The sequence below is a fragment of the Pseudomonas fluorescens genome, assembly GCF_902497625.1.
In the GTDB taxonomy this organism is placed as follows: domain Bacteria; phylum Pseudomonadota; class Gammaproteobacteria; order Pseudomonadales; family Pseudomonadaceae; genus Aquipseudomonas; species Aquipseudomonas fluorescens_BQ.
This window is the reverse complement of sequence record NZ_CABVGX010000044.1, coordinates 1-12,095: the sequence shown is the minus strand read 5'-3', so window position 1 is coordinate 12,095 and position 12,095 is coordinate 1. Positions and strand designations below refer to the sequence as shown.

Below are 12,095 nucleotides of genomic sequence, written 5' to 3'. Positions count from 1 at the left end.
TTTCATTTCAAATGGCGATAGCCCTGAATGGCCGAGACCAGTATTACCAGCCCCGCCGCAATCGCCACCCAGAAACCGCTGGCCGCGCCGAAAGCATCCACCAGCCAACCTGAGCTGGCGGCACCGATCGCCACGCCAATACTCAACCCGGTCACGAGCCAGGTCAGCCCTTCAGTGAGTTTCGCCGGCGGCACGATCTGCTCGACCAGTGCCATCGCCACAATCAGCGTGGGCGAGAAGAACAGGCCGGCGACGAACACGGCCATCGACAGTCCGAAAATATCGCTCGCCAGCAGCAGGGGCAGCGTGGTGATCGCAGTGGCCACGCCGCCGAAAAGGAACAATCGCTGTAGCGGCACTTTCGAGCGCAGCGCGCCGAACGCGAGCCCCGCCAGGCATGAGCCGATTGCGTATACCGACAGCACAATGCTCGCCGCCGCCGGCTGTCCCTGGTGCTGGGCGAAAGCCACGCTGACTACATCGATCACGCCAACGATGGTACCCAAGGCAACCATTGCCGCCATTAACAACTGAATGTCCCTGGACCGGATGATCGAGCCTCTTGAGTGTTCTGCATGGGGGTGAATCGCCGGTTCGGTACTACGTTGCAGGACGAACGCGGTGACGCCGACCGCCAGCATCAACAAGGCGGCCAACGGCCCGGCCTCGGGAAACGCCACCACACACAAGCCCACCGACAGCGGCGGCCCGACAATGAAACACACTTCGTCGAGCACCGACTCCAGCGCATAGGCCGTCTGCAACTGTGGCTGGCCGCGATAGATCCCGGTCCAGCGTGCCCGCACCATCGCCGACATGCTTGGCATGCAACCGGCGAGCGCAGCGAACACGAACAAGGTCCAGTGTGGCGCTTGCAGGCGCGTGCAAAGCAACACCATCAACAACGCGCCGCCGCCGATCAGCGCCGCCGCCGGCAGGATCCGCCGCTGGCCGAAACGGTCGACCAGACGGGAAACCTGCGGCGCGCAGAAAGCTGTCGCCAGCGCGAAAGTCGCCGCCACCGCACCAGCCAATCCGTAGCCGCCCTGCAGTTGCGCGAGCATGGTGATCAGGCCGATTCCGGTCATCGAAATCGGCATGCGCGCAATCATGCCGGCCAGCACGAACGCACGGCTGCCGGGCGCTTTGAATAATTCGCGGTAGGGGTTGGCCATGGTGTGCGCGTCTTGTCAGGGGCCTGCACGTTGCCACAAGGCCGAGGGTCGGGGAAGGGTCGAAATGTTGCTTGAATGTTAACGTAGCGGTGCCGATGCCAAGTGAACTCTGCACAGTATCGACCAGTCAGCTGATAAGGCCCCCAACCTGAAGGCGCAGATCGTCCATGCAGATTTCTCTCGACCAACAAGTCGCGCTGATCACCGGCGCCAGTTCCGGCATCGGCGCCGGTGTCGCCCAAGCGCTGGCCGCCGCCGGTGCCGCAGTAGTGATCAACTACCATTCCCAGGCTGCTCCCGCCGAAGAACTGGCCCGGCAGATCAATACCAGCGGCGGTCGCGCCATCGCCATCGGTGCCGACGTTTCAAAGGAAGACGACGTTGAACGGCTGTTCGCGCAGACCCTCGATGCGTTCGGTTCGCTGGACATTCTGGTGGCTAATTCCGGCCTGCAAAAAGATGCCCCGGCCGTTGACATGACGCTTGCCGACTGGAACGCGGTGATCAACGTCAACCTCACCGGCCAGTTTCTCTGTGCCCGAGCTGCCCTGCGAATTTTCAACCGGCAAGGTATTCGCGAGGGTGTCTCCCGCGCCGCCGGAAAAATCATCCACATGAGCTCGGTGCATCAGCGCATTCCCTGGGCCGGGCACGTGAACTATGCAGCCTCCAAGGGCGGCGTGGACTTATTGATGCAGACCCTGGCACAGGAAGTCAGCCATCAGCGCATCCGCATCAATGGCATTGCACCTGGGGCAATTCGCACGGCGATCAATCGCGACGTCGCTGAAGCAGAGTTGCTCAAACTCATTCCCTACGGCCGGGTCGGCGACGTCGAGGATGTCGCCAATGCGGCGGTCTTTCTCGCCTCGGACGCCTCCGATTACATCGTCGGCACGACCCTGTTCATCGACGGCGGCATGAGCCTCTACCCGGAGTTTCGCGGCAATGGCTGATCATCATACGGAACGACAAAGCGCGATCGCCGCTCACGGCATCATCGGCGACATGCGCAGCGCAGCACTGGTCAACGACAAGGGCAGTGTGGATTTTTTCTGCTGGCCGGAATTCGACAGCCCATCGATCTTCTGCTCGCTACTGGACACGCCCGAGGCGGGAATTTTTCAGCTGGCCCCGGACCTGCCCGATGCGCGTCGCGAGCAGATCTACCTGCCCGACACCAATGTCCTGCAAACCCGTTGGTTGAGTGCGCACGCGGTGGTCGAAGTCACCGACCTGCTACCCATCGGCGACAGCGAAGATGATCTGCCGGTGCTGATGCGCAGGGTTCGCGTGGTGAGCGGTCGCGCGACGTTTCACATGCGCTGTGCCGTGCGCCTCGACTATGCGCGTGCCGACACCCACACACGGGCGGATGCTGAGGACGTGGTGTTCGAGGCCGCCGGTCAACCCTCATTGCGCTTGACGTCCGATCAGAAGCTTTGCGTAGACGCCAACTCCGCCGTCGCTGAATTCAGCCTGAGTCAGGATCAGACCGCGCAATTCCTGCTGGGCGGCATCGACGACCCGCGCTTTCAGGAAGGTGCCGCCGCGCTGTGCATGGAGCGCACGTTGAAGTTCTGGCGCGACTGGTCCAGGCAGTCCAACTACCGTGGCCGTTGGCGGGAAATGGTCAACCGCTCCGCCCTCGCGCTGAAGCTGCTGACCTCTCGAAAACACGGCGCGATCCTCGCCGCGGCGACGTTCGGTTTGCCGGAAACGCCAGGCGGTGAACGCAACTGGGATTACCGCTACACCTGGATCCGCGACGCGTCGTTCACGGTTTATGCGTTCATGCGCCTGGGCTTCGTCCAGGAAGCCAACGATTACATGCGCTGGTTGCGCGGGCGGGTCAGCGATTGCCAGGGTAACCCGGTAAAACTGAATATCCTGTACGCCGTAGACGGGCGCCAAAAGCTCCCGGAAACCGAACTCTCGCACTTCGCCGGCCACGGCGGGGCGACACCGGTGCGCATCGGCAATGACGCGTACGATCAGGTCCAGCTGGACATTTTCGGCGAACTGATGGACGCGGTGTACCTGGTCAATAAATACGGTGATGCCATCTCCCACGAAGGCTGGAAGCATGCCGTGGAAGTGGTCGACGAAGTTTGCCGCACCTGGGAGCAAAAGGATGTCGGCATCTGGGAAATGCGCGGCGAGCAGCATCACTTCCTGCACTCGCGCCTGATGTGCTGGGTTGCATTGGACCGCGCGATTCGCCTGGCCTCCAAACGCTCGCTGCCCGCCCCTTTCGCGCGCTGGGACGAAACCCGTCAGGCGATCTACGCCGACATCTGGGAAAATTTCTGGGACGAGGAACGCGGGCATTTTGTGCAGCACATTGGCGGTACTGCGCTGGACGGTTCGATGTTGCTGATGCCGCTGGTGCGCTTCGTCAGCGCGAAGGACCCACGCTGGCTCTCGACGCTGGCCGCGATCGAAAAAAACCTGGTGCGTGACGGCATGGTCTATCGCTACCGCAACGAGGACGCCGGTATCGACGGCCTCAGTGGCACCGAAGGCGCGTTCGCGGCCTGCTCGTTCTGGTACGTGGAATGCCTGGCCCGCGCCGGTCAGGTGGAAAAGGCCCATCTGGAATTTGAGCAATTGCTGCGCTATGCCAACCCGCTGGGTTTGTATGCCGAGGAACTCGACAGCCACGCCCGGCACCTGGGCAATACACCGCAGGCATTGACGCACCTGGCGCTGATCAGCGCGGCGAGTTTCCTTGATCGCAAGTTGAGCGGGGAGAAAAATTACTGGCAGCCTTGAGACCGGTTGCAGGCCACGGGAGTGATTCATGAACGAACACTTGCAGGTCCACTATGCCCTGACCCCCACGCTGCAAATCGCTTACGAGGAGCATGGGCCGATGTCCGGCGATCCGGTGATTCTGCTGCACGGCTTTCCGTATTCTCCGCGTGGTTTTGATGAAGTCGCCCCGCCGCTTGCCGCTCTGGGCTACCGTGTCATCGTGCCGTACCTGCGCGGCTATGGGCCGACTCGTTTTAACAATTGCGAGACATTGCGCTCCGGTCAGCAAGCCGCACTCGCTCAAGATCTGCTTGATCTGATGGACGCTCTCGGCATCTCGCAAGCCGCTTTGTGCGGCTACGATTGGGGTGGTCGGGCAGCATGCATCGTCGCAGCGCTGTGGCCGGAGCGGGTTCGGTGCCTGGTCACCGGGGATGGGTACAACCTGCAGAACATTCCTGAATCGGGCCAGCCGAGCGCACCGGAAACCGAACATCGCCTGTGGTATCAGTATTATTTCCACACGCCACGCGGCGTCGAAGGCCTGACCGAAAATCGCCGAAGTCTGTGCGAGCTGCTCTGGAAACTGTGGTCGCCGACCTGGACCGATGGTCCCGAACTCTACCCACTCAGCGCTCCCGCTTTCGATAATGCAGATTTCGTCGAGGTGGTGATTCACTCCTATCGCCACCGTTTCATGTATGCCGCCGGTGATCCGGCACTGGAGTGGCTGGAGCAAGCGCTGACGGAACAACCGATAATCAGCGTCCCGACCATTTCATTGTGTGGCGCAGACGATGGTGTGGGCCCGCCAGCGGAAATCGATGAGGACATCGAGCATTTCAGCGGGCCCTACGAGCGCCGCATATTGCCGGGCGTAGGGCATGACATTCCTGAAGAGGCGCCAGAAGCGACCGTCAAAGCGCTGCTGGATCTGCTGAAGCGCTGACGGAAAATCGCTCGCGGTAGGCTTGCGGCGTCACCCCCATGGAGCGTAGAAAACTGCGCCGCAAGGTTTCTTCACTGCCGAACCCGCACTGCATCGCGACGCGTTTGATTGGAGTGCCGGTGTCACTGAGCAAACGCCGCGCGGTCTCGACCCGGATCAGCTCGATCGCTCGCGCCGGTGTTTGCCCGGTGTCTGCGCGGTAATGGCGGCCGAAGCTGCGTTCGCTCATGCCCACCTGTTCGGCCAAGGTCGGGATGCTCAGGTCCACGGTGAGATTTTCGCTGATCCAGGCGTGCAGGTCATCGAAGCGGTTGCCCTCCTTTTGTAAAGACAGGGTCACACTGAACTGCGCCTGACCGCCGGGCCGCTTGAGGAAAACCACCAACTGCTGCGCGACTTCCAGGGCCATCGCGCGGCCGAGGTCCTCTTCGACCATGGCCAGCGCCAGGTCGATGCCGGCAGTAACCCCGGCGGAGGTCCACACCGGCCCGTCGTTGATGAAGATAGGATCGGGCTCTACCTGTAACTGAGGATGCTGCCGCGCAAGTTGTTCACAGCGCGTCCAGTGCGTAACCACTCGCCGCCCGTCCAGCCAGCCACTGGCCGCCAGCAGAAACGCGCCGGTGCAGACCGAGGCCACGCGTCGACAACCCATCGCATGCGAGCGCAGCCACGTCACCAGAGCCTGATCCTCTGCTGCGGCGTAAACCCCCCAGCCTCCGGCGACGATCACAGTATCGCTGGCCTGCTTTGGCAGCGGCTCGGCAAGCACTGCCAGACCGGCCGAAGAAAGTACCGCGCCGCCGTCCGCTGCGATCACTGACGGCGCGTAAGGTGGCTGCAGGCCCTTGTGCCCGGCAATGTCATTGGCAGAGGCGAACACCTGCAAGGGCCCGGTGACGTCGAGCAACTGCACATTGGCGAAGGCGAGGACGTGAATGGTCTTGGGCATGTTTGGCGTGATTCGTGGGGTAATTGGCGTATACGCCAGATCCTACGACGCTAAGGTGAAGTCGTCCACCCACCTCAAGAGTAATACACATGACCCTGCAGATCGGTTTCCTATTATTTCCCCAGGTGCAGCAACTGGATCTGACAGGACCTTTCGATGTGCTGGCTTCGTTGCCGGATGTGAAAGTGCATCTGATCTGGAAAAACCTGATGCCGGTGGAGGCCAGCACCGGCCTCATGCTGAAACCAACCACGACCTTCGCCGATTGCCCTCGGCTGGACGTAATTTGCGTACCGGGGGGCAGCGGCGTCGGAGTGCTCATGGAGGATGAGGAGACGCTCGACTTCATCAAGATGCAGGCGGCCGGCGCGCGTTATGTCACGTCCGTTTGCACCGGGGCGCTGGTGCTAGGTGCGGCCGGTCTGCTCAGGGACAAACGAGCCACCACCCACTGGGCCTATCATCAGTTGCTCGCGCCGCTGGGGGCAATCCCCGTGATGGAACGAGTGGTACGCGACGGTAACCTGCTGACAGGAGGGGGGATCACCGCCGGGATTGATTTCGCCCTGACGCTGGCCGCTGAATTATTCGACAAGGACACCGCACAACTGGTGCAGCTGCAGCTCGAATACGCACCGGCGCCACCCTTTGATTCGGGCACCCCCCAGACGGCTCCCGCCCATGTACTGCAGGAGGCCAATCGGCGCACTGCGCACTCTCTGCTCCAGCGCACGCTGATCACCGAGCGGGCGGCAGCGGTATTGAACCGTATCGCCGATAGATAAAAGCACTTGAATGTCCGGTTTCCGACAAACGAAAAAAACCCGCCATAGGCGGGTTTTTCCAAGACCATTGTCGACTCCCTGTCGATAGCGAATCCTTGCTGATGGTCGATCATCCATGATCCTGAAGCGCTCCCTGTGCTTCAGTTGATGTGGCTAGAATACGCAACGGATCCAATATGGCATAGACGACATCGCTACCCTCGCGTGTAAGACATTCGCTATACCTGCGGTTGCACGATGCTCCCAGGCATCAACTTTCCAGTCGACTGCCCGGCCTGATCATCGATGCGCCGTCTGGCACCAGGGTCCAGCGACTCAAGCTTTCTTCAAACGATCAGCGATCAGTTTTCCTGTAGCTTCCGAGCGCTAGTCGTCTCTTTGATGAACGTTTCGATGTTACCCATTTGTTCATCCCAGCCGCGGCTGTCCATTCGGAAAGCTTTGAGACGACGCGATTGAGGTATGTGATCGAAACCGGACTCGGTGACTTTCAATAAGGTGCCTCCATCAAGGTCTTCCAGCTCGAATTTGACCAGCGTAGTCGGCTCCTGGGTGTAATCGATATCCGGCTCGACCGCATAGGGGTGCCAGCGAAACGAAAACACCCGCTCCGGCTCGACGCGCTCTACCAGCACGTTCCACAGCAAATGCTCGTAGCCGGGGTAGGTAATCTGCCCTTGGGTCCAGTCACCAGCAACAAAACGCTTGCCCTCCAGCGCCACGCCAAACCATTGCCCGAATGCTTCGGCATTGGCCACCACGCGCCAGACATGCGAGCGCGGCGCTTTAAGCAGGATCTTTCTTTCGATTCGATCTGATGCAGGATTCATAAATCACCTCCTGTAATGAACAGTAGGCCTGTAAGACCACAAGACCAACCTTAAAGTTGTACTACAGGTCCACAATCGACCATCCTGCAATATTCGGCCGTCTCCGCATGCGTAAGTTCTGGCCTTGTGCCAGGCAGCGACACAACAAGTGGAGCGCAGATCGCTACACTGCATCTCAATATTCATGACACAGCGAGAATCTTATGCAAGCACGCTTTCTCTGGGCATTGACGCCTCTGCTCGTCGCAACGCTGGCCTCGGCTGCAGATTGCGATAACGCGACCGATCAGGCCACCATGAATCAGTGCGCTGTCCAGCAAAACAAGGCCGCAGACAAGGAACTGAATACGCTGTATCAGCAAATCACGGCGCGCTTGAAGGGCAGCCCGGACAGCAAAAAGGTGTTGGTGGGTGCACAGCGTGCGTGGATTGCGTTCCGCGATGCTGAATGCAAGTTCTCTGCCTCAGGCGTCGCGGGTGGCAGCGTGTATCCGCTGATCTACAGTAACTGCCTCACTGACCTGACCAAAGCGCGCGTGGAAACATTCAAGGGTTACCTGAAATGTCCGGAGGGCGATATGAGCTGCCCCGTACCCGCGACTTGATGGTTTCCCACTATTGAAAAGCCTCGGCTGCGACGGTAGTCCCCTGGACAACACCAAGGATCACCGTCTCTCCCGGGAACCTGCCCGGGGTCGAAGACTCTGGTTTGCGCAGGGACTTCGCCAGCGTCGAGGCCGGCAGTCTATGCACTGCACTGGCCAGTGTAAGAAACACGACTTTCCCGCAGGCAAAACAAAACCCCTACCTGCATACGCAGATAGGGGTTTCGGAATTTAATCTTGACGATGACCTACTCTCACATGGGGAAACCCCACACTACCATCGGCGATGCATCGTTTCACTGCTGAGTTCGGGATGGGATCAGGTGGTTCCAATGCTCTATGGTCGTCAAGAAATTCTGTGACCGGCCCGTTTCGGAAACAAGCTGGTGAAAACTGGTGACTTCTACTAAAACAAAACCCCTACCTGCATACGCAGATAGGGGTTTCGGAATTTAATCTTGACGATGACCTACTCTCACATGGGGAAACCCCACACTACCATCGGCGATGCATCGTTTCACTGCTGAGTTCGGGATGGGATCAGGTGGTTCCAATGCTCTATGGTCGTCAAGAAATTCTGTGACCGGCCCGTTTCGGAAACAAGCTGGTGAAAACTGGTGACTTCTACTAAAACAAAACCCCTACCTGCATACGCAGATAGGGGTTTCGGAATTTAATCTTGACGATGACCTACTCTCACATGGGGAAACCCCACACTACCATCGGCGATGCATCGTTTCACTGCTGAGTTCGGGATGGGATCAGGTGGTTCCAATGCTCTATGGTCGTCAAGAAATTCTGTGACCGGCCCGTTTCGGAAACAAGCTGGTGAAAACTGGTGACTTCTACTAAAACAAAACCCCTACCTGCATACGCAGATAGGGGTTTCGGAATTTAATCTTGACGATGACCTACTCTCACATGGGGAAACCCCACACTACCATCGGCGATGCATCGTTTCACTGCTGAGTTCGGGATGGGATCAGGTGGTTCCAATGCTCTATGGTCGTCAAGAAATTCTGTGACCGGCGCAGTCTATGCACTGCACTGGCCAGTGTAAGAAACACGACTTTCCCGCAGGCAAAACAAAACCCCTACCTGCATACGCAGATAGGGGTTTCGGAATTTAATCTTGACGATGACCTACTCTCACATGGGGAAACCCCACACTACCATCGGCGATGCATCGTTTCACTGCTGAGTTCGGGATGGGATCAGGTGGTTCCAATGCTCTATGGTCGTCAAGAAATTCGGTAGCCAGGTCGTTCACCTTTCGGTTCACGCTCCAGCGAATGGGTATGTGATAGTTTTGTGTGCTGCTTGTGAGCAAGACATGCGAACTTTCGGTTCGTGTCGTCTTCACAGTCACCGCAATCTGGTGCTCGTTAGAGCAAGCAAATTGCTTGGGTGTTATATGGTCAAGCCTCACGGGCAATTAGTATTGGTTAGCTCAACGCCTCACAGCGCTTACACACCCAACCTATCAACGTCGTAGTCTTCGACGGCCCTTCAGGGGACTCAAGGTCCCAGTGAGATCTCATCTTGAGGCTAGTTTCCCGCTTAGATGCTTTCAGCGGTTATCTATTCCGAACATAGCTACCCGGCAATGCCACTGGCGTGACAACCGGAACACCAGAGGTTCGTCCACTCCGGTCCTCTCGTACTAGGAGCAGCCCCTCTCAAATCTCAAACGTCCACGGCAGATAGGGACCGAACTGTCTCACGACGTTCTAAACCCAGCTCGCGTACCACTTTAAATGGCGAACAGCCATACCCTTGGGACCGGCTTCAGCCCCAGGATGTGATGAGCCGACATCGAGGTGCCAAACACCGCCGTCGATATGAACTCTTGGGCGGTATCAGCCTGTTATCCCCGGAGTACCTTTTATCCGTTGAGCGATGGCCCTTCCATACAGAACCACCGGATCACTAAGACCTACTTTCGTACCTGCTCGACGTGTCTGTCTCGCAGTCAAGCGCGCTTTTGCCTTTATACTCTACGACCGATTTCCGACCGGTCTGAGCGCACCTTCGTACTCCTCCGTTACTCTTTAGGAGGAGACCGCCCCAGTCAAACTACCCACCATACACTGTCCTCGATCCGGATAACGGACCTGAGTTAGAACCTCAAAGTTGCCAGGGTGGTATTTCAAGGTTGGCTCCACGCGAACTGGCGTCCACGCTTCAAAGCCTCCCACCTATCCTACACAAGCAAATTCAAAGTCCAGTGCAAAGCTATAGTAAAGGTTCACGGGGTCTTTCCGTCTAGCCGCGGATACACTGCATCTTCACAGCGATTTCAATTTCACTGAGTCTCGGGTGGAGACAGCGCCGCCATCGTTACGCCATTCGTGCAGGTCGGAACTTACCCGACAAGGAATTTCGCTACCTTAGGACCGTTATAGTTACGGCCGCCGTTTACCGGGGCTTCGATCAAGAGCTTCGCGTTAGCTAACCCCATCAATTAACCTTCCGGCACCGGGCAGGCGTCACACCCTATACGTCCACTTTCGTGTTTGCAGAGTGCTGTGTTTTTAATAAACAGTCGCAGCGGCCTGGTATCTTCGACCGGCATGAGCTTACGGAGCAAGTCCTTCACCCTCACCGGCGCACCTTCTCCCGAAGTTACGGTGCCATTTTGCCTAGTTCCTTCACCCGAGTTCTCTCAAGCGCCTTGGTATTCTCTACCCAACCACCTGTGTCGGTTTGGGGTACGGTTCCTGGTTACCTGAAGCTTAGAAGCTTTTCTTGGAAGCATGGCATCAACCACTTCGTGTTCTAAAAGAACACTCGTCATCAGCTCTCGGCCTTAAGATCCCGGATTTACCTAAGATCTCAGCCTACCACCTTAAACTTGGACAACCAACGCCAAGCTGGCCTAGCCTTCTCCGTCCCTCCATCGCAATAACCAGAAGTACAGGAATATTAACCTGTTTTCCATCGACTACGCTTTTCAGCCTCGCCTTAGGGACCGACTAACCCTGCGTCGATTAACGTTGCGCAGGAAACCTTGGTCTTTCGGCGTGGGTGTTTTTCACACCCATTGTCGTTACTCATGTCAGCATTCGCACTTCTGATACCTCCAGCAAGCTTCTCAACTCACCTTCACAGGCTTACAGAACGCTCCTCTACCGCATCATCCTAAGATGATACCCGTAGCTTCGGTGTATGGTTTGAGCCCCGTTACATCTTCCGCGCAGGCCGACTCGACTAGTGAGCTATTACGCTTTCTTTAAAGGGTGGCTGCTTCTAAGCCAACCTCCTAGCTGTCTAAGCCTTCCCACATCGTTTCCCACTTAACCATAACTTTGGGACCTTAGCTGACGGTCTGGGTTGTTTCCCTTTTCACGACGGACGTTAGCACCCGCCGTGTGTCTCCCATGCTCGGCACTTGTAGGTATTCGGAGTTTGCATCGGTTTGGTAAGTCGGGATGACCCCCTAGCCGAAACAGTGCTCTACCCCCTACAGTGATACATGAGGCGCTACCTAAATAGCTTTCGAGGAGAACCAGCTATCTCCGAGCTTGATTAGCCTTTCACTCCGATCCACAGGTCATCCGCTAACTTTTCAACGGTAGTCGGTTCGGTCCTCCAGTTAGTGTTACCCAACCTTCAACCTGCCCATGGATAGATCGCCCGGTTTCGGGTCTATTCCCAGCGACTAGACGCCCTATTAAGACTCGCTTTCGCTACGCCTCCCCTATTCGGTTAAGCTCGCCACTGAAAATAAGTCGCTGACCCATTATACAAAAGGTACGCAGTCACCCAACAAAGTGGGCTCCCACTGCTTGTACGCATACGGTTTCAGGATCTATTTCACTCCCCTCTCCGGGGTTCTTTTCGCCTTTCCCTCACGGTACTAGTTCACTATCGGTCAGTCAGTAGTATTTAGCCTTGGAGGATGGTCCCCCCATATTCAGACAAAGTTTCTCGTGCTCCGTCCTACTCGATTTCATGACTAAGAGATTTTCGCGTACAGGGCTATCACCCACTATGGCCGTACTTTCCAGAACGTTCCGCTAATCTCAAAGCCACTTAAGGG

The 12,095-nt window shown here is 57.6% G+C and carries 8 protein-coding genes and 6 rRNA genes; 5 read left to right on the top strand and 9 right to left on the bottom strand.

The features are described from left to right. Positions 1 to 2: 2 nt before the first annotated feature. Positions 3 to 1,175, bottom strand: a complete 1,173-nt coding sequence (locus F8N12_RS21965) for an MFS transporter (protein WP_150582263.1) — start codon at positions 1,173 to 1,175, stop codon at positions 3 to 5. 167 nt (positions 1,176 to 1,342) lie between these two features. Here F8N12_RS21965 and F8N12_RS21960 point away from each other — a divergent pair, with 167 nt between their 5' ends. Genes F8N12_RS21960 through F8N12_RS21950 form a run of 3 tightly spaced genes read left to right on the top strand, consistent with a single transcriptional unit; the run spans position 1,343 to position 4,881 of the window. Then, positions 1,343 to 2,131: an SDR family oxidoreductase gene (locus F8N12_RS21960; RefSeq protein WP_150582262.1), complete on the top strand. Its 789-nt coding sequence runs from the start codon at positions 1,343 to 1,345 to the stop codon at positions 2,129 to 2,131. Beyond that, positions 2,124 to 3,950 carry a glycoside hydrolase family 15 protein gene (locus F8N12_RS21955; protein WP_150582261.1) on the top strand — a complete coding sequence of 609 codons (1,827 nt, stop codon included), beginning with the start codon at positions 2,124 to 2,126 and terminating at the stop codon, positions 3,948 to 3,950. The genes F8N12_RS21960 and F8N12_RS21955 overlap by 8 nt, the downstream gene beginning before the upstream one ends. A 28-nt stretch (positions 3,951 to 3,978) precedes the next feature. Beyond that, the gene (locus tag F8N12_RS21950; protein WP_150582260.1) at positions 3,979 to 4,881 is read left to right on the top strand and encodes an alpha/beta fold hydrolase; all 903 of its coding nucleotides are present in this window, start codon (positions 3,979 to 3,981) and stop codon (positions 4,879 to 4,881) included. On the opposite strand, the gene F8N12_RS21945 is transcribed toward F8N12_RS21950, so the two are convergent. Continuing rightward, positions 4,850 to 5,833: a GlxA family transcriptional regulator gene (locus F8N12_RS21945; protein WP_150582259.1), complete on the bottom strand. Its 984-nt coding sequence runs from the start codon at positions 5,831 to 5,833 to the stop codon at positions 4,850 to 4,852. The two genes, F8N12_RS21950 and F8N12_RS21945, sit on opposite strands and share 32 nt — an antisense overlap. Before the next feature lie 89 nt (positions 5,834 to 5,922). Here F8N12_RS21945 and inhA point away from each other — a divergent pair, with 89 nt between their 5' ends. Further along, on the top strand, positions 5,923 to 6,618 hold the full coding sequence (gene inhA / locus F8N12_RS21940) for an isonitrile hydratase (protein WP_150582258.1): 696 nt from the start codon (positions 5,923 to 5,925) through the stop codon (positions 6,616 to 6,618). 341 nt (positions 6,619 to 6,959) lie between these two features. On the opposite strand, the gene F8N12_RS21935 is transcribed toward inhA, so the two are convergent. After that, positions 6,960 to 7,448 carry an SRPBCC family protein gene (locus F8N12_RS21935; RefSeq protein ID WP_150582257.1) on the bottom strand — a complete coding sequence of 163 codons (489 nt, stop codon included), beginning with the start codon at positions 7,446 to 7,448 and terminating at the stop codon, positions 6,960 to 6,962. A 203-nt stretch (positions 7,449 to 7,651) separates the two neighbouring features. Here F8N12_RS21935 and F8N12_RS21930 point away from each other — a divergent pair, with 203 nt between their 5' ends. Next, positions 7,652 to 8,053, top strand: coding sequence for a lysozyme inhibitor LprI family protein (locus F8N12_RS21930; RefSeq protein WP_150582256.1), 402 nt, complete (start codon positions 7,652 to 7,654; stop codon positions 8,051 to 8,053). 235 nt (positions 8,054 to 8,288) lie between these two features. Here F8N12_RS21930 and rrf (F8N12_RS21925) read toward each other — a convergent pair. The 6 genes from rrf (F8N12_RS21925) to F8N12_RS21900 all read right to left on the bottom strand — a co-directional run. Further along, positions 8,289 to 8,404 (bottom strand): 5S ribosomal RNA (rrf, locus tag F8N12_RS21925). Between the two features lie 105 nt (positions 8,405 to 8,509). Beyond that, positions 8,510 to 8,625, bottom strand: a 5S ribosomal RNA gene (gene rrf, locus F8N12_RS21920). Positions 8,626 to 8,730: 105 nt separating this feature from the next. After that, positions 8,731 to 8,846 (bottom strand): 5S ribosomal RNA (gene rrf, locus F8N12_RS21915). 105 nt (positions 8,847 to 8,951) lie between these two features. Beyond that, positions 8,952 to 9,067, bottom strand: a 5S ribosomal RNA gene (rrf, locus tag F8N12_RS21910). A gap of 116 nt (positions 9,068 to 9,183) precedes the next feature. Continuing rightward, positions 9,184 to 9,299 (bottom strand): 5S ribosomal RNA (rrf, locus tag F8N12_RS21905). 168 nt (positions 9,300 to 9,467) lie between these two features. Further along, positions 9,468 to 12,095: ribosomal RNA gene (locus F8N12_RS21900) — 23S ribosomal RNA — on the bottom strand; the annotation flags it as partial.

Bases quoted from the DNA above. Each gene is read 5' to 3' on its own strand.
- F8N12_RS21965 (WP_150582263.1), bottom strand. From the start codon at position 1,175: ATGGCCAACCCCTACCGCGAATTATTCAAAGCGCCCGGCAGCCGTGCG.
- F8N12_RS21945 (WP_150582259.1), bottom strand. From the start codon at position 5,833: ATGCCCAAGACCATTCACGTCCTCGCCTTCGCCAATGTGCAGTTGCTC.
- inhA (WP_150582258.1), top strand. From the start codon at position 5,923: ATGACCCTGCAGATCGGTTTCCTATTATTTCCCCAGGTGCAGCAACTG.
- F8N12_RS21955 (WP_150582261.1), top strand. From the start codon at position 2,124: ATGGCTGATCATCATACGGAACGACAAAGCGCGATCGCCGCTCACGGC.
- F8N12_RS21950 (WP_150582260.1), top strand. From the start codon at position 3,979: ATGAACGAACACTTGCAGGTCCACTATGCCCTGACCCCCACGCTGCAA.
- F8N12_RS21930 (WP_150582256.1), top strand. From the start codon at position 7,652: ATGCAAGCACGCTTTCTCTGGGCATTGACGCCTCTGCTCGTCGCAACG.
- F8N12_RS21935 (WP_150582257.1), bottom strand. From the start codon at position 7,448: ATGAATCCTGCATCAGATCGAATCGAAAGAAAGATCCTGCTTAAAGCG.
- F8N12_RS21960 (WP_150582262.1), top strand. From the start codon at position 1,343: ATGCAGATTTCTCTCGACCAACAAGTCGCGCTGATCACCGGCGCCAGT.